General features: G+C 60.7%; 15 protein-coding genes, 1 tRNA gene and 1 pseudogene. 9 read left to right on the top strand and 8 right to left on the bottom strand.

The window, feature by feature from the left end:
- The first annotated feature begins 206 nt into the window (after window positions 1-206).
- Complete coding sequence (locus F6X24_RS00620; protein ID WP_151085787.1) at window positions 207-1,253, top strand: YncE family protein; 1,047 nt, start codon at window positions 207-209, stop codon at window positions 1,251-1,253.
- A 118-nt stretch (window positions 1,254-1,371) separates the two neighbouring features.
- Here the strand turns inward: F6X24_RS00620 and F6X24_RS19260 are convergent, their stop codons facing one another.
- From F6X24_RS19260 to F6X24_RS00605, 4 genes and pseudogenes are all read right to left on the bottom strand, one after another.
- Window positions 1,372-2,205, bottom strand: coding sequence for an efflux RND transporter permease subunit (locus F6X24_RS19260; RefSeq protein ID WP_262714509.1), 834 nt, complete (start codon window positions 2,203-2,205; stop codon window positions 1,372-1,374).
- 161 nt (window positions 2,206-2,366) lie between these two features.
- Window positions 2,367-4,412, bottom strand: a pseudogene (locus F6X24_RS00615) (efflux RND transporter permease subunit); the annotation flags it as partial.
- 158 nt (window positions 4,413-4,570) lie between these two features.
- Entirely contained in the window at window positions 4,571-5,503 is a 933-nt protein-coding gene (locus tag F6X24_RS00610; RefSeq protein ID WP_151085786.1) for an efflux RND transporter periplasmic adaptor subunit, read from the bottom strand.
- Window positions 5,504-5,662: 159 nt separating this feature from the next.
- Entirely contained in the window at window positions 5,663-6,979 is a 1,317-nt protein-coding gene (locus F6X24_RS00605) for a TolC family protein (RefSeq protein WP_151085785.1), read from the bottom strand.
- 397 nt (window positions 6,980-7,376) lie between these two features.
- Here F6X24_RS00605 and F6X24_RS00600 point away from each other — a divergent pair, with 397 nt between their 5' ends.
- Complete coding sequence (locus tag F6X24_RS00600) at window positions 7,377-8,255, top strand: TonB-dependent receptor plug domain-containing protein (RefSeq protein WP_191906392.1); 879 nt, start codon at window positions 7,377-7,379, stop codon at window positions 8,253-8,255.
- A gap of 8 nt (window positions 8,256-8,263) precedes the next feature.
- A complete protein-coding gene (locus F6X24_RS00595; RefSeq protein ID WP_191906391.1) occupies window positions 8,264-9,712 on the top strand; it encodes an outer membrane beta-barrel family protein in 1,449 nt (482 codons plus the stop codon).
- Between the two features lie 52 nt (window positions 9,713-9,764).
- On the opposite strand, the gene F6X24_RS00590 is transcribed toward F6X24_RS00595, so the two are convergent.
- The 3 genes from F6X24_RS00590 to F6X24_RS00580 all read right to left on the bottom strand — a co-directional run bounded on the left by F6X24_RS00590 (window position 9,765) and on the right by F6X24_RS00580 (window position 11,589).
- Window positions 9,765-10,259, bottom strand: a complete 495-nt coding sequence (locus F6X24_RS00590; protein ID WP_151085782.1) for a hypothetical protein — start codon at window positions 10,257-10,259, stop codon at window positions 9,765-9,767.
- A 473-nt stretch (window positions 10,260-10,732) separates the two neighbouring features.
- Window positions 10,733-10,806 (bottom strand) — tRNA-Arg (locus F6X24_RS00585).
- 123 nt (window positions 10,807-10,929) lie between these two features.
- Window positions 10,930-11,589, bottom strand: coding sequence for a TVP38/TMEM64 family protein (locus F6X24_RS00580; protein ID WP_229725262.1), 660 nt, complete (start codon window positions 11,587-11,589; stop codon window positions 10,930-10,932).
- A 161-nt stretch (window positions 11,590-11,750) separates the two neighbouring features.
- On the opposite strand from F6X24_RS00580, the gene F6X24_RS00575 reads away from it, so the two are divergent.
- The 3 genes from F6X24_RS00575 to F6X24_RS00565 all read left to right on the top strand — a co-directional run bounded on the left by F6X24_RS00575 (window position 11,751) and on the right by F6X24_RS00565 (window position 14,728).
- A complete protein-coding gene (locus F6X24_RS00575; protein WP_151085780.1) occupies window positions 11,751-12,890 on the top strand; it encodes a cystathionine gamma-synthase in 1,140 nt (379 codons plus the stop codon).
- A gap of 151 nt (window positions 12,891-13,041) precedes the next feature.
- Window positions 13,042-13,671 (top strand): SGNH/GDSL hydrolase family protein, encoded by a 630-nt coding sequence (locus F6X24_RS00570; RefSeq protein WP_229725260.1) that lies wholly within the window; start codon window positions 13,042-13,044, stop codon window positions 13,669-13,671.
- A 67-nt stretch (window positions 13,672-13,738) separates the two neighbouring features.
- Window positions 13,739-14,728, top strand: coding sequence for an MBL fold metallo-hydrolase (locus F6X24_RS00565; protein ID WP_151085778.1), 990 nt, complete (start codon window positions 13,739-13,741; stop codon window positions 14,726-14,728).
- An 82-nt stretch (window positions 14,729-14,810) separates the two neighbouring features.
- Here F6X24_RS00565 and F6X24_RS00560 read toward each other — a convergent pair whose 3' ends face one another.
- The gene (locus F6X24_RS00560; RefSeq protein ID WP_229725258.1) at window positions 14,811-15,800 is read right to left on the bottom strand and encodes an OmpA family protein; all 990 of its coding nucleotides are present in this window, start codon (window positions 15,798-15,800) and stop codon (window positions 14,811-14,813) included.
- Between the two features lie 278 nt (window positions 15,801-16,078).
- Between F6X24_RS00560 and accD the strand changes: the two genes are divergently transcribed.
- The 3 genes from accD to F6X24_RS00545 all read left to right on the top strand — a co-directional run bounded on the left by accD (window position 16,079) and on the right by F6X24_RS00545 (window position 18,313).
- Window positions 16,079-16,924, top strand: coding sequence for an acetyl-CoA carboxylase, carboxyltransferase subunit beta (gene accD / locus F6X24_RS00555; RefSeq protein ID WP_151085777.1), 846 nt, complete (start codon window positions 16,079-16,081; stop codon window positions 16,922-16,924).
- Window positions 16,925-17,085: 161 nt separating this feature from the next.
- Complete coding sequence (locus F6X24_RS00550; RefSeq protein WP_229725256.1) at window positions 17,086-17,829, top strand: OmpA family protein; 744 nt, start codon at window positions 17,086-17,088, stop codon at window positions 17,827-17,829.
- Between the two features lie 163 nt (window positions 17,830-17,992).
- Complete coding sequence (locus F6X24_RS00545) at window positions 17,993-18,313, top strand: YMGG-like glycine zipper-containing protein (RefSeq protein ID WP_151085776.1); 321 nt, start codon at window positions 17,993-17,995, stop codon at window positions 18,311-18,313.
- The last annotated feature ends 154 nt before the right edge of the window (window positions 18,314-18,467 follow it).

Raw genomic sequence — 18,467 nt, 5'->3', positions numbered from 1 at the left:
TTAAGGAAGATGCGCCTTGCTTTTCGGAAGAGGCCAGTCTCAAAGGGCCCGTGAGGCGCCCCCAAGCATAAGCCATGTGCGCTGACCTGGAGTCCGAACTATGAAATCCTAGCCTGGCGACAGGTGCTTGCTTCCAGCTGGTCCTTCAACTTCTCTACAGAGTTGTGGCTCAACTTGGTCTAAAATTTCTTTTCCAACCCGAACGCATGAAATATCTACTGCTCGCCGCTCCGCTAGCGTTTAGCCTCGTCAGTGGTGCAGCCCTGGCCCAAACTGCGCCGGCCGCCGCTGGCCCGGCACCCTATCGCCTGCTCAATACCATCCCCATTGGTGGGGAGGGCGGCTGGGATTACCTGAACGTAGACCCCGCCGGCAAGCGCCTGTATCTCTCGCACGGGACCCAGGTGGAGGTGGTAGACCTGGCCACGCGCAAGGTTATCGGTACCATCGCCAATACGCCCGGCGTACACGGCATCGACGTGGTGCCCAGCGCAAACCGCGGCTATATTACCTGCGGCCGCAACAATACCTGCGTGGTATTTGACCTTACTACCTTCAAACCCATTGGTGAGCCCATTCCGACCGGGCCCAAGCCCGATGCCTTGCTCTACGACGCCTTTTCCAAGCGCGTGTTTTTGTTTAGCAACAACGGCGGCAAAAGCACCGTGCTCAACGCCACCACCGGCGCAGTAGAAGGTACTGCCGAGCTGGAGGGCGATATCGAAGCGCCGGCCACCGATGGCAAAGGCCACATCTTCGCCAACGTCGAAGATAAGAGCGAGGTGATTGAGTTCGACGCCAAAACCCTGGCGGTGCGCCTGCGCCACAAGCTGGCCCCCGGCGAAGAGCCCACCGGCCTGGGCTTCGACCCCAAAAATAACCGGCTGTTCAGCGCCTGCCACAACGAGAAACTCATCGTCACCGACAGCAAGACCGGCAAGCAAATCGCCGTGCTGCCCATTGGGGCCGGGGTCGACGGGGCCGTATTTGACCCCGCCACCCAAAATATTGTGACCTCCAACGGGTCGGGCACGTTCACCGTCATTCACCAGGACTCGCCGACTAAATACACTGTGGTGGCCAACGTGCCCACCCAAAAGGGAGCCCGCACCATTTCCCTGAACCCGGTTTCGCACCATATCTTCACCTGCACCGCCGATTACGGCCCCGCGCCGGCCGCCACTACCGAAAACCCGCACCCGCGGCCCAGCATCGTGCCCGGCACGTTCCGGGTGCTGGAGTATGGCAAATAAGCAACAGCAGGTTCTGGAAGTAAAAAAGCCCTTCGGTGTTTTATACCGAAGGGCTTTTCTGTTTACTCGTCAACGGCCTCGTATCTAAAGCGTAAATGTCGTCGGGCAGGTAGGCGTGCTAGCCGCGCTCCGCCAGCTCCTGGGCGGCGTTGCGACGATGATAAATCAGGCGCATGCCGGTGGGCAGCACAAACAGCAGCATGGGCAGCGCCACCAGGAAGCCGCCAATCACGGCCACGGCCAGCGGCTGCTGCATCTGGGCCCCCAGGCCAATGCCCAGCGCCAGCGGCGAAAGCGCCAGAATAGCCCCGATGGCCGTCATCAGCTTGGGCCGGATGCGCAGGGCAATGGCGTAGCGAATGGCCGTGTCCACGTCGCCGGTTTCGCGCAGCGAGTCGTAGAACTGATGCACCGTAAATATAGCATTTTCTGCGATTATGCCCACTATCATGATAATGCCCGTGTAGCTGCTCACGTTGAGCGGAATACCGGCGAAGAACAAGCCCAGCAGGCAGCCCGTGATACCCATCACCGAGATAAAGAGCACGAGCACGGCTATCAGCCACTCCCGAAACAGAAAGAGCAGCACCGCGAACACCAGCATGCTGGCCGTGAGCAAAATCAGCTCCAGCTCGCGAAACGACGACTGCTGCTCGGCATAGGCCCCGCCGTACACGATGGTATAGCCCGGCGGCAGGGTTATCTGCCGGCTCACCTGCTGCCGGATGGCCTGCACGGCCGAGCCCAGGTCGCGCCCGTCGAGGCGGGCGGTGAGCACAGCTACCGACTTCAGGTCTTCGCGCCGCAGCTCCACGTTGCCGGGCTCCACGTCGATAGTAGCAAAGAAGGGCAGGGGCCGGGGACTGCCGCTGGGCAGGAAGATAACCTGCTTTTGCAGCTGGGCCAGGCTGTTCTGCTTGAAGTCGACGAAGCGCAGCAGCACCTGGCGCATCTGCTCGCCATCCTGCACCTGGCCCACCTGAATGCCCCGAGCGAGCCCGCCTGGGCCGGTGAAATGCTGGCCTGGGTTGTGCCGTTGCCCAGCAGCTGGCCGCCCACCAGGTTGCTGAGCTGGGCCTGAAAGTCGAGCGGGGTAAGGCCGTAGAGCGCGAGCTTGGCTACGTCGGGCCGAAAGACGATGCTGGGCCCCGAGGGCACCAGGCCGTCGTTGATGTCGGCCACGCCGGGCACTTTCGCCAGTACTTTGCCCGTTTGCTGCGAGAGTTTTTCGAGGGTGGCCTGGTCGTCGCCGAACAGCTTGATTTCAATAGGCTTGGACGAGCTCATCAAATCGCCGAGCAGGTCGGAGATGCGCTGGCCAAAATCTACCGTCAGCGCCGGCTGGGTGGCTTCAATGCGCTGGCGCAGCTGGGCAATAACCTCGGGCGTGCTCAGCTTGTGGTCGCGCTTCAGCTGAATGGAATAGTCGCCGTACTCGGGCGGCCGGGTATCGAAGGCCAGCCCGATGCCGGTGCGTCGCGAATAGCTTTCAATTTCGGGGTGCTTGGTAATAATATCGCGCTCTACCTGGCGCAGCATGCGGTCGGTTTCGGCCTGGCTGGTGCCGGGCGGGGCGTGGTAGTCGAGCACAATGGTACCCTCGTCGAGGTCGGGCAGGAAGCCGGTTTCGAGGCGGCCGGCGGCTAGGTAGGCGCCTGCCCCCAGCCCCAGCAGCAGCACCAGCGCCAGCAGCGGCCGGGCAAACAGGTTGGTGAGCCAGCTGAGCTTGTTGGCCTGCTCCTGGGCCGCGTTGTGAGCGTGGGCGTTTTTGCCCGCCCGGTAGCCGATAAACAAGTGCAGCACCGGCAGCAGCAGCCAGGTTACCAGAAACGAGCAGACCATGGTAATCTGCATGGTGTCTGATAGTTCCTTGAAGAAGCTGCCGGCCAGGCCGCTCATCAGCCGGAATGGAAAGTGGATGACGATGGTGCTCAGCGACGATGCTACCATTGCCGGAAACAGGCCGCGAATGGCCTCGCGCACCACGCGTGAGTTGCTATAGTCCGGGTTTTCCTCATGGCCCCTGTATATCTGCTCAATGATGACGATGGCATCGTCGATAATCAGCCCTACCGACGCGGCGATGGCGCCCAGCGACATAATATCCAGGGTAATGCCAAACAGGTAGAGCACCAGCAGCGTGAAGCAGACCGTAACCGGAATGGTAAGCAGCACCGCCAGGCTGGCCCGCCACGAGCGCAGAAACACTATCATGACGAGAATGGCCAGGGCCAGCCCTTCTACAATGCTGTGGATAACGCTGCCAATGCTGTCGCTCACGAATACCGACTGGTCGTAGTAGGGCTTCAGCGTCATGCCCGGCGGCAGCAGCCGGCGCAGCTCAGCCGCCTTGGCGTGGGCATCGCGGGCAAAAGTGGTGAGGTCGACGCCCTGCTGCTTCACCAGGTCGATGAGCACGGCGTCGTGGCCGTTGGCATTGATAATAACAAATTCCTGCTGCTCCTGAATATCCACGGTCGCCACGTCCTGCACCCGCACCACGCGGCCCGAGTCGGCCCGGATAACCACGTGCTTCAGGTCATCGACCGAGCCCAGGCGGGTATCGGCCAGGGTGAGGTAGAGCCGGCGGAAGCTGGCCAGGTTGCCGGCCGACTGCACAAAGTTGGTCGCCGCAAAGGCAGCTTGCAGCTGGGCCGAAGTGACGCGCTGCCCGGCCAGCCGGGCGGGGTCCGGAATGACCACAAACTGCTTGGCCTTGCCACCGCGCACCACCACGTTGGAGGCGCCGGATACCTGCGAAAACAAGGGCCGGGCCAGCAGGTTAGCCGCGTCGCGCAGGGCAATGGGCGAGCGCGAGCTGCTTTCCAGGGAGTAGCCCAGCACCGGGAAAAGCGACTGGTTCATGGCCTCGGTGGCGATGGTGACGCCCGCAGGCAGCAGGCCTTTTATCTCATTTACCCGGCTTTCGAGCTGCGATTTGGTGCTGTACACATCCACGTTCCAGTTCAGAAATACCTGAATCACGCACGAGCCCCGGCTGGTGCTGCTCTTCACCACCGTTACGCCTTTCACCCGCTTCACGGCGGCTTCCAGCGGCTTGGTCACGGTTATCATCATGCGGTCGATGGGCTGCTGGCCGGCATCGGCGATGAGCGTAATCTTGGGGAAGGTAACTTCCGGAAACAGCGCCGTTTGCATCCGCGAGTACGCAAACAGGCCCACGGCCAGCAAGAGCAGGCCCACCAGCAGAATGGGCTTGCGGTAGGTCTGAAAATAGGTAGTGTCGGCGGGGCCGATGGGGGCCGGGCCGGCAGGGGTGGGCGGCACCGGTGGCGGGTTGGTAGTCGTAGGCTCGCTCATCGTACCAGCTTCACTTTAGCCGTGTCGGCCAGGCCGTAGTTGCCCACGCTCAGGATGCGGTCGTTCGGGTTAAAGGTCGGGCTCTTGATTTCAAGCTGGCCCGGCTGCTGCACCCCCAGCACCACCGGGACTTTTACCGCCGTCGAGTCATTGACCAGCTTCATCACCCAGAAATTATGCAGTGTTTCATCGGCCAGCACGCAGGCCGTGGGCAGGGTTTGGGCATTGGGCCGCTTGGCCTGAGTGAGGCGCACCTGCACAATCAGGTTTTCGGGGATAACGCCCGGCGGGTTGCTGGGCCGCACCAGGAATACTTCTGACTGGCCGGGGCTGACGCTGGCCAGCGGGGCCTGCACCGTGCCCGTGAGGTGCGTGCTGTCGGGCAGGATGATGGTGCAGGTGGGCTGACCCATGGCCAGCGAGTGGTACTCGTAGGGCAGGTTCAGCTGAAACACAAGCTGGCTGCTTTCGGCTACGGTACACAAAGGAGTACCTTCGAGTAAGTAATCGCCCGATTGCTGAATGTTGAGCAGGCTTACGATGCCGCTGGCCGGGGCCGTTACCGCTACCAGACCGAAGCCCTTGAGCGAAGGGTCGATGCGCTGCACCGAGCCGCCGAGGGCCCGGCGCTCCTTGGTTTCGAGGGTGAACAGTACCTGGCCCGCCGTCACGCGGTCGCCCAGTCGCACCCTTACGCCCGTAACGTAGGCCGCCACGGGGGCCGTCACGGTGCTTTTGCGCGGGTAGGTCGAAGTAGCCGGGAAGGTGCGGTACTGCGTCAGGTTTTGGGTGCTGACCTGCACTGCCTGCACCTGGGCGCGGGGTGGGGGGCCGGCCGCTTCATCGTCGGGGGCCGCCCCGCCGTGGCAGGCGCCGAGGATAATGGCCGGTAAGCAGCAGAATAGATAAAATGAAAGTCGAGTGCGCATAAGCAAGAGCAAACTGGCACGAAGCCGTGAAATCCGTCTGTCAGACTGAGCTTGTCGAAGCAACTCTACCGCTATCCGGGCTATTCAATGGCGCGGTAGAGATGCTTCGACAAGCTCAGCATGACGTTCTTTTTTGTGTTTAGGCAAAGAATGGTAAGCCTACCACGTCCAGTAGTTGTAAGCGTTTATGAGCAGCAGGCGGTTGTTTTCCAGCAGTACCAGGTCGCGGGCGGCTGCCGCGTAGTTTTTGAGTACCTGCACGTAGTTTACCACCGAAAGCTGCCCCGCGATAACCTCGCGCTTGTACGAGTCGAGCACCTGCCGGTAGCTGGCAATCTGCTCATTAGCCAGCCGCTGACGCTGCTCCAGGGCCCGCAGCTCATAAAGCAGGCGCTCCTGCCGCACGGGGTTAACGATGGCAAAGTTCCGGCGATACGCGCGGGTGGTTTCGAGCAGCACAGTGGTGCGGTCGCGGCTCAGCTGGCGCTGGTGGCCATCAAACAGAAACATACTGAAGCTCAGGCCCGCGCTTACCCCAAACCGCTGCGGAATATCGGCAAATGACACGGCTTCCAGGCCGCCGTTGGCGAAGGCATTGACTACGGGCCGGTAGCGCAGCTCAAACACCTGCTGGTTGGCGGCCAGCGTCAGGCTATCGAGGCGGTAGCGCTCCACAAAGCCCGACAGCCCGGTCAGGGTCCGCTGGCGCAGGGGCAGGTTGGGCGGGGCCAGCTGCACCTCCGTGGTGTCGCCCAGCCCGCACAGCACATTCAGGTCGAGCAGGTCGCGGTGATAAGCCGTGCGGTAGGTGTTCAGAAACAGCTGCTGGGTTTCTACCTCAATGCTAAGCAGGGCATAGTCCGACTGCTTTAGCAGGCTGGCTTCCACGAGCTTGCGCACCAGCAGGCGCTGCCGGTCCAGAATGCCGAGCAGCTCACGGATGTACGTCAGCTGGTCCAGGTCCTGCCGGCACAGAATGTACTGGTCGCCCACCAGCTTCTCCAGGTCGTGCAGCGAGAGGCGCGAGAGGTTCTGCTGGCTCAGCGTCAGGCCCTGCGCTTGCTGGGCAAACGCCTCAAACCGCTTCTGATTGAAAAGCGGCTGCGTGAGTTGGGCATAGCCCTGGTAAAGCGCCCCGTTGCTGAGCGCTACGTCGTAGCCAATGTACTTGGTGCTGCTGGCATCGGCCGAATAGCGCAGCACCGGGTGGCCATTGTCGAGCGATAATACGGGCACCGCCGTGTAGTTGGCAACCAGCGTGCCCTGCGCCTTGGTATAAAAAGCCCGCAGCCGCTCGGTTTCGAGCTGAATGGCCCGGCCCTGGTTTTGCACATCGCGGCTCAGCGGGCTGTTTTGCTGAGCCTGGGTTAAATAAAACGCCAGGTCACGCACCGGGCCGGCGGGTGCCCCAGGCTGCCCCAGCCCCACCCGCGCCAGGCCCAGGCATAACAGATAAACTAGTGCTACGATGCGCATAAACACGGGAATGCGAAGCTAACCTTGCGTGCAAATAAGAGGCAAGCTAATCGACAATTTGGGGGTAATTCTGAAGCGCCTGCGCCGGTGCCGCGTGGGCTCAGCAACCCGGCCTACCGCAAGCGCTAGCTGGCCGGGCTACCGGCCCCGTCCAAATGAACTCAGAATTGAGCCGGAGCTTTGACGGTTGAACTTACTGGCTTCGCCGGCTAACGTCCAGCCAAGCTACTGGTTACGACACCGGCAGGATGGAGAGTGAAAAAGAAATTGAAATATTATATATTTAATATATAACAAATAAACAATGAAACGGAGTGTTTGGGCGGTGTCTCATTTGGGGATTGTTAGTTTGTTGCTATTGTGTGGGTTGAATGCGGCGCATGCGCAAACTGGCACCGTGCAGGGTACGCTGCAGGAAGTAGGGAGCGGGCAGCCCATTTCATTTGCCAGCGTGGTGTTGCTACGGAGCCGCGACTCGACTTTCGTGGCCGGTACCCAGGCCAGCGAAACCGGGGCGTTTGTGCTGGCCAGGGTGCCGCTGGGGCAGTATGTGCTGCGTGCCACGGCCGTTGGCTACCGCACCGGCCGCCGGGTGGTGGCCCTCACGGCAGCTGCGCCCACCTTAGCGCTGGGTACGCTGCGGCTGCGGCTGGCCGCTACCCAGCTCACCGATGTGGTCGTAACGGCTGAGCGCCCGGTAGTGAGCGACGGCCTCGATAAAAAAGTGGTAGACGTGACCAAAGACCTGACCATAACCGGCGGCACGGCCATCGACGCGCTGCAAAACGTGCCCTCCGTGACGGTAGACCAGACCGGGGCCGTCAGCATCCGGGGCTCGGGCGGCGTTACCATCTTTATCGATGGCAAGCCCACGACCACGACCCTGGACCAGATTCCGGCCAGTAGCATTCAGAGCATAGAAGTGATTACCAACCCTTCCTCGCGCTACGATGCCTCGGGGGCGGGCGGCATTCTCAACATCGTGCTCAAGAAAGAGCGCCGCGACGGCCTCAACGGCCAGGCCAGCGCCACGGCGGGCACCGGCGAAAAGTACAATACCTCCCTTAGCCTTAACTACCGCAAAGGCAAGCTGAATGCTTTTGGCTCGTATGATTTTCGTCGCGACCGCCGGCGCATCAACGGCACGCTCGACCAAACTACCACGGCCAACGATACGACTCTACTGCTGCACCAGGACCGCAGCGGGGTCAATTACCAGACCTCGCACGCGGTGCGCCTGGGCCTGGACTATGCGCTTACCCCGAGCAGACCCTGACGCTGGCCGTGCAGCCGCGCTTCAACCAGCTTTATAACGACGAAACGCTCGACTCGCGCCAGCTTAACCTCACCACTGGCGGCCAGGTGGTGCCGGCCGGCACCAGCCACCGCACCAATGCTACCAATGGCACCTTCCGCTCGGCCGATGTCACGCTCGACTACCGCCGCACCTGGTCCCGGCACGAGGGCCGCGAGCTCACGGCCAACGCCGTGTACACGCCCCTGCTGGCTGATAATCAGGTGGGCTCTACTATCGTTGCGGTGGATAACGCGGTGCAGCTTCAGCAGCAGCGTACTATCAACCATACCACGCAGGGCACGGCTCAGCTTGATTATGTACACCCGCTAACTGAGAAAAGCCGCTTCGAGTTGGGGGCGCGCAGCTCGCTGCGGCAGTACGACCTCGACTATCGTTTCAGTAGTACGCCAGCGCTGCCCTACGACCCGTCCAACCGTTTCATTTACAAGCAGTACGTGCAGGCGGCCTACGGCATTTATGCCAATGCGCTGGGCAAGCTCAACTACCAGCTGGGCCTGCGCGGCGAGCAAACTAATCTGAGCGGCCAGCAGCTGGCTACCAACGCCAGGCCGGTTCCGCACCATTATTTCGACCTTTTTCCGAGCGCCGTACTGGCCTACGAGCTGCCGCACGACCAGCGCGTGCAGCTGAGCTACTCCAAGCGCATTCAGCGGCCCGACGCGGGCGAGCTGAATCCGTTCACCGACCGCTCCGACCAGTTTAACCTCGTGACGGGCAACCCCAACCTGCTGCCCGAATACGTGCATTCAGTAGAGCTGGGCGACCAGCTGACTTTTGCGGGTGGGCGCAGCCTGAGCGCCACGGCTTTCTATCGGCTCGAAACCAATACCGCCCAGGGGTTCCGGCAGGTTATCTACGACTCGCTTTCCCGCCGCCAGGTTACGAGCACCACGCGCCAGAACCTGGGCCAGGAAACCTCCTACGGCCTGGAGCTGGTGGGAGCCAGCCCGCTTACCGAGTTCTGGAAGGTGAACGTCACGGCTTCCACCTTCCGCCGCCTCATTCGGGGCTCCTCGGGCGGGGTACCCATCAACACGGCCAGCCAGGTGTATACTACGCGCCTCAACAACACGTTCACCCTCACCAAGCAGCTCGGCGCGCAGCTGGCGCTCAACTACCGCTCGCCCATCAATACGGCGCAGGGCACCCGGAGCGCAAACTTCAACGTCGACTTTGCCGCCCGCTACAACGTGCTCGGCGACCGTGGGACGATTACGCTGCGCGTGGCCGATATCTTCAATACGCTCCATTTTAACTCTACGGCCTATGGCGATGCCTTCGCCACCGACCAGCGTTTCAAGCGCGAGTCGCGCATTGCCTTCCTGGGCTTTGCCTACCGCTTTGGCCAGAACCAGGCCGCCAGGCCCACGAAGAACAAGAACGACCAGGAAGATGCCGGCGGCGGGTTTGAGTAAAGTGAACCGGAGAGCTGATGTTAGAAGAAACCAGTAGTAATTTCAGCGCTCGCTACATGTTGAATCTGAGGCGAAAGGCCCTGATTAACTCCGCTATCTGTAAGTGAGCAGCCAGCCGCCCGGTTGTCTTGCTGGCCGTGCCGGGAGCCGGCCTGGTTTGCTCAAGCCAGGCCACCGCTTCACTCATCTCGTTGAACAGCGAAATAGTCGTGTTGGGCAGCCTGGCCATAATTTCATGGGCCATAGCTTGGCCACGCACGGAGGGAGCATACACCCAGGCCATTTGCCGGATGCCCGCCAAGCCTATATAGGGCATAAAATTGCTGGCCATCCAGGCGGCTACCTCCCGGTCGACATTCGTAATTTGCAGGTTGCTGTTAAGAACGCGGGGGTAAGAGTTTAACAGAAAGCACTTAGCAAGCTCCAGGCAAGTCGCCTGCACAGTATGTAAGGTTAGCTCGCCGTACCAATCCACGAACAGCCAGTCATTCCAGGTGTCGTAGTAAACATAAGCGCAGGGCGCGGTGCAGAGTAGGGAAAGGTTCATACCCGAGCGTGATGGACTTGCGTTGACGAAAGACCTAACCTACGACAGCAGTGGCTTCGAAGAGTAATAGTCGCCCGCGGCCATAAAGCCAGGGCCGGAGCTTCCAGGCAGCTTGCAGCCTGGAAGGCGGGCTGCTAAGATGAACTTCTACAATCATGTCAATTAGAATATGTATTAAATAAAATAATATATAATAAAATCAATATTATATAGATTGAACGAAGGTAGTTGGAGCGCAACAGGCTGAAAGTTTAGTCTTTGCCACTAACGAGTGCGGTAGCTACTGCTAGCTGTAGCTTGAGAGTCGCTACAAAAGTATGATAAGCGTGTAGCTGCGAGGCTGGTTCCTAGGCAGGTATTTTTTGACTCAGGCAGTTTGAGCGTATAGAGACGAAAGCGGCAATCTATTCGCTAAAAATCTTACGCCAACTAATAAAAAAAAGGCCCTCACATTGCTGTGAGGGCCTTTTTCGTGGTCGTATAAGGAGTCGAACCTTAAACCTTCTGATTCGTAGTCAGATGCTCTATCCAATTGAGCTATACAACCAATTTCCCGTGTTGGGACTGCAAAGGTAGGAAGAAATTTTTCGCCTGCCCAAATTCGCCGCGATATTTTTGGCTAAAAAACAGCTTGCAGCGCAGCAATTGGGTAATAATCAGGGCGAAAATATTAGCTGGCCGGGGTGCTGCGCCGCAACACCCGCTGCAAGGCCTGGTTGAATACTATAAACAGGCCAAACAGGGAGGCGGCTACCAGGCCCAGCAGCACCAGTTTGCTGAGTGTACCCTCGTCGGGGTCGCGCAGCAGCATTAAGACATCCTGAGCCTTGGTGCCAAGCCAGTAGAAAAAAAGGCTGCGTGGGAGCATACCTACCACCGAAGCTACCAGAAATCGACGGCGCGCCACGCCCACAATAGCCAGTACGAAGGTCATGAGCGCAAAGGGCAGCACCGGGGAGAGCCGCGTCAGAATAATGAGCGACCAGCTCTGGCTTTGCAGCTCGTCGAGTACGGCGTCGGCTTTGGGGAAATGATGCAGAAAGTCGCGCAGCTTGCCGTGGTCAAGACGGCGAGCCAGCTCATAGCCGATGGCGGAAGCCAGCGCGTAGGCCATCACCATGCCTGGCAGGCCGCTCCAGCCGAAATAATAGCCCGTAATGATAGCAACGAAGGTGGTAGGCGTGAGCGCCGTGGCCATGGTGAGGGCAACCACCAGAAAATACAGCAGACTCTGGCCCGCGCTCAGGCTATGCAGCAGCGACTGCCGCTCGTAGAGTAGCCCCAGCACGGAGGCCGACCCCAGTAGCGGCACAGCCAGCAGGAGCCCCATCGTGAGGAAGGTAGAAAAGTTTTTTTGGAAAAGCTCACGTAGGAAAGCCATTAGCAGCAGGGCAGAGTCGGGCCCCAAGTTACGCCCTCCGCTTGTTTGCCGCTGAGCGCCGACCTTTGCCTGAGCGGCGACTGCTGCTGCCTCCGTTTCCCTGCCCACCTATGAAATTTGCCACCAAAGCCATTCACGCCGGCGTGCACCCCGACCCCGAAACCGGGGCCATCATGACGCCTATCTACCAAACCTCCACCTACGCCCAGCGCTCGCCGGGCGATAACAAGGGCTACGAGTATTCGCGTACCCACAATCCCACGCGCACCCAGCTTCAGGATGCCCTGGCGGCTCTCGACAACGGTAAGCACGGCCTGGCCTTCGCCTCGGGCATGGCGGCCATCGACTGCGTGCTGCGGCTGCTTAAGCCCGGCGACGAGGTGATTTCGACCGACGACCTCTACGGTGGTAGCTACCGCATCATGACCAAGGTGTACGCGCCGCTGGGCATCAACTTCCACTTCGTGCCGATGGGCGATATGGAAGCCGTGCGCGCCAAAGTAACGGCCAAGACTAAGCTCATCTGGGTCGAAACGCCTACCAATCCGCTGCTCAACATTATCGATATAGCGGCGGCGGCGGCGCTGGCCAGGGAAGCTGGCGCGCTGCTGGCCGTTGACAACACTTTTTCGACGCCCTACCTGCAGGAACCGCTGGCGCTGGGCGCCGACATCGTGGTGTACTCGCTCACCAAGTACATGGCCGGGCACTCCGATACGGTAATGGGCGCGCTGGTTTTCAACGATGACCAGCTGCTCAAGGACCTCAGCTTTTACCAGAACGCCTGCGGCGGCACGCCCGGCCCCCAGGATTGCTTCCTGGTGCTGCGCGGCCTCAAAACCCTGCACCTGCGCATGCAGCGCCACTGCGAAAACGGCCGCGCCATCGCCGAGTACCTGCGCCAGCATCCCAAGGTGGAAAAAGTGTACTGGCCGGGCTTCGAAAGCCACCCCAACCATGCCGTGGCGGCCCGGCAGATGCGCGACTTCGGGGGCATGATTTCCTTCGTCCTCAAGGGCGATAACAAGGAAGACGCTATCGCGGTGCTCGAAAAATTTCAGCTCTTTACCCTGGCCGAAAGCCTGGGCGGCGTCGAGAGCCTGAGCGGCCACCCCGCCACCATGACGCACGCCAGCATTCCGGCCGAGCAGCGCCGCCAGGCCGGCCTCAGCGATTCGCTCATTCGCCTGAGCGTAGGCATTGAGGATGCCGAAGACCTGATTGACGACCTGGCCCAGGCAATCGGCTAGGGGCCGCACCGCCGGCCCAAGCTGCCCCACCGGCTCGTAAGTAGAAGGGCGGCGCGCTGGTGCGCCGCCCTTTGTGCATTATATGCGATTTTTGCTATTCTTAACCCTTTTGCTGACTGCGGGCGCCTGGGCGCAGTCGTTGCCTGTCACCGTGTCTTCTGCTGCGTCCGCCGCTCCGGCTATTCCGTACCTCGCCCTGGGCGATTCCTACACCATCGGCGAAGGGGCCGCCCATGCCGACCGCTGGCCGGTGCAGCTAGCCCGCCTGGCCCGCGCCCAAGGCCTGCCCCTGGCCGAGCCCGACATCATTGCCCGCACCGGCTGGACTACCGCCGAGCTGCAGCAGGCCATTGAGGCTAGTGGTAACCACCGCACCGACTATGGCCTGGTGTCGCTGCTCATCGGTGTTAATAACCAGTATCGGGGGCAAAGCCTGGAGCTATACCGCATTGAGTTTCGCCAGCTGCTGGCTACGGCAATAAACTTTGCGGGCGGCAGCGTGCACCACGTAGTAGTGCTCAGCATCCCCGATTGGGGCCAGACGCCCTTTGCCCACGACCGCGACCAGAGCCAGATTAGCCGCGAAATTGACCAGTTCAACGCCGCCGCACAGGCCGAATGCCAGCGCGCCGGCGTGGCCTACGTGGCTATTACCGACCTTACCCGCGCCGCAGCCGGCGATGCCCACCAGTTTACCAGTGATGGCTTGCACTACACTGGCCAGCAGATGCAGCAGTGGGCCGCCCGGGCGCTGCCCGTGGTGCAGGCGCTGCTGAAGTAGCAGCCCACAAAACATCGGGGCGGCGGCTGCGTCATAGGCAGGCAATACCCTATTCTCTGCTTCGCTCATGCTGCTTCAGCCCCGCCGTGCCGGCAACAAATATTACAACGTGCTGCCTACCAGCGTGAGTCCGCCTTCGGGCTACGTCAGGCTGTTGAGCCGTTACCTCTTTGAAAAAGCTGAGCGTGAGCCGCGCCAGCCGCTCGGCCCTTTCCGGGCCGATGCGGGGGCGCTGGCCGCGCCCGTACCGCCCACGTCGCTGCATGCTACCTGGCTCGGGCACAGCACAGTGCTGCTCGAAGTTGATGGCCGCCGCTTTCTTACCGACCCCGTGTGGAGCGAGCGGGCCTCGCCCTCGCAGCTTCTAGGCCCCAAGCGCTTTTTTGCGCCGCCGCTGCCGCTGGCGCAGGTGCCGCCACTCGATGGTATCCTGCTTTCGCACGACCACTACGACCACCTCGACGAGGCGGCTATCCGGGCGCTGGCTCCGCGCGGCGAGCAGTTTTTTTGCCCCCTGGGCGTGGGGGCGCACCTGCGCCGCTGGGGCGTGGCGGCTGGTCGCATTACGGAAGTGACGTGGTGGGATAAAATCGCGCTGGCGCGCGATTTTGAGCTTATTGCTACCCCGGCCCGGCATTTTTCGGGTCGGGGGCTACTCAACCGCGACAGTACACTCTGGGCCTCGTGGGTACTCAAAGGGCCGCAGCACCGCGTATTATTCGGCGGCGACTCGGGGCCATTCGACGAGGCTTTCGAGCAGATTGGCGCGGCGTATGGCCCGTTTGACCTGGTGATGCTCGAAATCGGCGCTTCCGACCCCGAGTGGGCTGCTATTCACCTCGGCCCCGACAACGCGCTGGCCGCTCACCGCCTGCTGGGCGGCGGCCCGCTGCTGCCGCTACACTGGGGAACCTTCAACCTGGCCTTTCATGCCTGGCGGCAGCCTGTGCAGCGCCTCATCGAGGCGGCCGGGCCTGAGGTAACCTTGCTGCTACCCGCGCCCGGCCAGCGCCTGGAGGTAGCTGCCGGGCCACTCAACTCGCAGTGGTGGAAGTAGTTGCAGTAGCGCAGCACAAGCACAATCCCTACTAAGGGCCGCCTCTGCGTGAGGTCGGTCCTTAGTATATATACTTTATCTTCTAAGGTTTTGGCGCGCCACTGTTGCTGTCGAGTATCTGAAACAGCTCGTCGAGCTTGGGGGTGAGAATAATCTCGGTGCGGCGGTTCAAGGCCTTGTCCTGGGGCGTGTCGTTGGGTGCCACGGGCACGTACTGCGAGCGGCCCGAGGCCGTAATGCGGCTTGGTTCTACGCCGCTGGCCGTGAGCAGGCGGGCGATGTCAGTAGCCCGCAGGGCGCTCAGGTCCCAGTTGTCGGTAATGCTGCCGGTGGGGCGCATGGGCACGTTGTCGGTATGGCCTTCCACTACCACGTTCACGTCTTTCTGCTCCTGCAATACCGTAGCCAGCTTTTTAAGGGCTTCCTGGCCTTTGGGGTCTACCTTGGTCGAGCCCGATTTGAAGAGTAGCTGCTCGGAGAGCGACACGTATACTTTGCCATCCTTCAGCTTCACTTGCAGGTCCTTGGAGTTGAAGCTGAGCAGCGCATTACTTACGCGGGCCTTGAGGTCGTTCACCGCCTTGTCCTTATCAGCCAGCGCCTGAGTCAGCTCGGCCAGCTTGGCTTCGCGGATAGAAAGGTCCGATTTGGCTTTTTGCAGGCTGATGTCGAGCGCCCCCAGCTCGCTTTCGCGGGTAGCCAGGTCTTTGGCCAGCCTACCATAGTCGGCATTGCGGTCGGCCAGGGCGCGGTCGCTGTTTTTGAGCAGCTTATCGTAGCTGTCGGTGAGCTGTGTATAAAGCGTGCGGGTGCGGCGCAGGGCATTGCCGGTCTGGGTCGAGTCGGCCACAAGGCGCTTCTGGTCGAGGCGCAGCTCGGCCAGGGCATCGGTGGTTTTTTGCAGGTCGGCCTTGGCCTGGCGCAGCTGGCTTTCGGCGCTGGTACGGGCCTCCTGCTCACTTTGCTGGCGGGCCTGGAGGTCTTCGTAGCGCTTGGCCGTAACGCAGCTGCTAAGCCCCGACGCACTGACGGCCAGCAGGCCCAGACCCAGGAAAGGGCGATAAAAAAACAAAAACTTTTTCAAGCAGAAAAAGGCCGCACGCGGCCGGCTAGGTGATGGTTGGGGCAAGTTACGGCCGCACCGGGCATGCCTGCGTGCTGCCAGCCTGGGTCGGCCCGTAGGTAGCTTGCGGATTCCTCATGCGGCGTTCATCTCGCCGGTTCCGTTCCGATGCTAACTATCGCGTAATTTTGCCCGTCTGAAGATTGGGAAAATACCCCTTATTCTATATTGGCTGTGGCCAGTCCCTCTTCACCTCTCATTCGTCATTTCTCCAGTTCCCCACCAGTATGGCTTGGTTCAAGCGCCAGGAAAAGGGCATTATCACCCCCACCGAGCAAAAAAAGGAAACGCCCGACGGCCTGTGGTATAAGTGCCCCGAGTGCAAAACCGTGGCTACGATGGCCGAGCACAAGCGCCTGCACTACGTGTGCGCCAACTGCGGCCACCACGACCGTATCGACGCGGCGGCCTATTTCGAGATTTTGTTTGATGGCGGCCAGTTTGAAGAGCTGGATGCCAACCTGACTTCCGGCGACCCACTCCACTTCGTCGATACCAAGGCCTACCCGCAGCGGGTACAGGCTACCGAAAAAAGCACCGGCCTGAAAGATGCCGTGCGCACAGCCCACGGCCAGTGCACTGGCCAGCCGCTGCTAATTGCCGCCATGGACTTTCGCTTTATCGGCGGCTCGATGGGCTCGGTGGTGGGCGAGAAAATTGCCCGCGCCATCGACTATGCCCGTCAGCATCGGATTCCGTTTCTGATGATTTCGCGCTCGGGCGGGGCCCGCATGATGGAAGCCGGCTACTCGCTCATGCAAATGGCCAAAACCTCGGCCAAGCTGGCGCTGCTCTCCGAGGCCGGCGTGCCCTATATCAGCCTGCTCACCGACCCCACGACGGGCGGCGTGACGGCTTCGTTTGCCATGCTCGGCGACTTCAACATTGCGGAGCCGGGGGCGCTTATCGGCTTCGCCGGCCCGCGCGTTATCAAAGAAACGATTGGCAAAGACTTACCGAAGGGCTTCCAAAGCGCCGAGTTTGTACTGGAGCACGGTTTCCTCGATTTTATCGTGGACCGCCGCGAGCTGAAGCAGCGCCTCACCGACGTGCTGGCTATGCTGGCAAAATAATAAGCGTAATTGGTGTATGGGGCGCACTGCCGTGCTCACCCTGCTCAGCGACAGTCAGTGCTCACTGGCACGACTTTGGAAAAGCCCGCTCTGGTAACCAGAGCGGGCTTTTGCGTATAAGCCCAACTGACACTGACTTTTTTTCACCAAATACTCATAAAATGACTACTTCCAAGTCTGTTCTGGCCATGCTGATGGCCGTTGTACTGCTGCTAAGCTCCTGCGCTTCGTCGCGCCAAACTACCACGCATCCCGACTTATCCAGCAATAATGGCACGGGCGTACGCAAAGATGGCATGAATAAAACCACCAAAGGTGGCCTGATTGGTGCCGGTGGTGGCGCCGTGGCCGGGGCCATTCTGGGCCGCGTAATCGGTGGTGGCCGCGGCACCGCGGCCGGCGCTATTCTCGGGGCTGCCGTGGGCGGCGGCGCGGGCGCACTCATTGGCCGCAAAATGGACAAGCAAGCCCAGGAGCTCCAGCGCGATATGGCTAATGCCAAGGTGGAGCGCGTAGGCGAGGGCATCAAAATCACCTTCGACTCGGGTATTCTATTCGATACCAATAGCAGCGCGCTGCGCCCGGCCTCGCAGGCCGATATCAGCAAGCTGGCCGCTACGCTCCAGAAATATCCCGATACTAACGTGCTGGTAGAAGGGCACACCGATTCGTCGGGCTCCGATGCCATCAACCAGCCCCTGAGCGAGAACCGGGCGCAGGCCGTAGCCAATGGCATTACGGCGCAGGGCGTGGCCGCCAGCCGCATTACCACCAAAGGCTACGGCTCGTCGCAGCCCGTGGGCGACAATGCCACTCCCGAAGGCAAGCAAGCTAACCGCCGCGTAGAAGTAGCCATCTTCGCCAACGAAAAGATGAAGAAAGCCGCCGAAGCCGGCACGCTATAAGCTCTAATTCAGGTTATTGGTTTGATAAGCCCGGTCCCGTCAGGCGCCGGGCTTTTTCATAGCCCTGCAGCAACTGCCGGCCTTACTGTCGCGTTAAAGTCTGGCACGGCCGCCGAGGCGCTGCCTTGCTTCCTTCTTCTTCCATTCAACGTTCTGCTTCGTTATGAAATTCTGTTCGGGATTCTTCGCCTTGCTCTTGTTATTTTTTGTGCTCGTAAGCTCAGCTGCTCAGGCCCAGGACCACCCAAAGGGCTGGAGTGATAAGGCCAAAGGTGCCGCCATTGGTGGCGGCGGCGGGGCCATAGTAGGTGGGCTGCTGGGTGGCGGCAAAGGTGCCCTGATTGGTGCCGGTGCCGGGGTAGTAGCCGGGGGGCTGGTTGGCCGCAACCGCGATAAGAAGTATCACCCGGCCCGCTACAACCACTATGTAAATAATCCTAAAAAACGGGTGCCCGTGCCCGTGCACCACTATGTACATCGCTAGGGCTGCGGTACTACCTCCTTGCGCTACTTACAACGAGCCCGGTATTTTACCGGGCTCGTTTCTTTTTAAGCGGAGCCCCGGTTTGGCAAGGTGGTTGTAATTGCCGAACTTGCAGCCGCGTAGCTGCTATACTAACAGGCAGCCGTATTTTTAT

The sequence above is a fragment of the Hymenobacter baengnokdamensis genome (genome assembly GCF_008728635.1).
GTDB classification, from domain to species: Bacteria; Bacteroidota; Bacteroidia; order Cytophagales; family Hymenobacteraceae; genus Hymenobacter; species Hymenobacter baengnokdamensis.
Note: the sequence above shows the minus strand (reverse complement) of the source record. Positions and strands in the feature narration are given on the sequence as shown.

Coding starts and splice junctions, on each gene's coding strand:
- F6X24_RS00620 (WP_151085787.1), top strand. CDS start 207: ATGAAATATCTACTGCTCGCCGCTCCGCTAGCGTTTAGCCTCGTCAGT.
- F6X24_RS19260 (WP_262714509.1), bottom strand. CDS start 2,205: ATGCGCCAGGTGCTGCTGCGCTTCGTCGACTTCAAGCAGAACAGCCTG.
- F6X24_RS00610 (WP_151085786.1), bottom strand. CDS start 5,503: ATGCGCACTCGACTTTCATTTTATCTATTCTGCTGCTTACCGGCCATT.
- F6X24_RS00605 (WP_151085785.1), bottom strand. CDS start 6,979: ATGCGCATCGTAGCACTAGTTTATCTGTTATGCCTGGGCCTGGCGCGG.
- F6X24_RS00590 (WP_151085782.1), bottom strand. CDS start 10,259: ATGAACCTTTCCCTACTCTGCACCGCGCCCTGCGCTTATGTTTACTAC.
- F6X24_RS00580 (WP_229725262.1), bottom strand. CDS start 11,589: ATGGGGCTCCTGCTGGCTGTGCCGCTACTGGGGTCGGCCTCCGTGCTG.
- F6X24_RS00575 (WP_151085780.1), top strand. CDS start 11,751: ATGAAATTTGCCACCAAAGCCATTCACGCCGGCGTGCACCCCGACCCC.
- F6X24_RS00565 (WP_151085778.1), top strand. CDS start 13,739: ATGCTGCTTCAGCCCCGCCGTGCCGGCAACAAATATTACAACGTGCTG.
- accD (WP_151085777.1), top strand. CDS start 16,079: ATGGCTTGGTTCAAGCGCCAGGAAAAGGGCATTATCACCCCCACCGAG.
- F6X24_RS00550 (WP_229725256.1), top strand. CDS start 17,086: ATGACTACTTCCAAGTCTGTTCTGGCCATGCTGATGGCCGTTGTACTG.
- F6X24_RS00545 (WP_151085776.1), top strand. CDS start 17,993: ATGAAATTCTGTTCGGGATTCTTCGCCTTGCTCTTGTTATTTTTTGTG.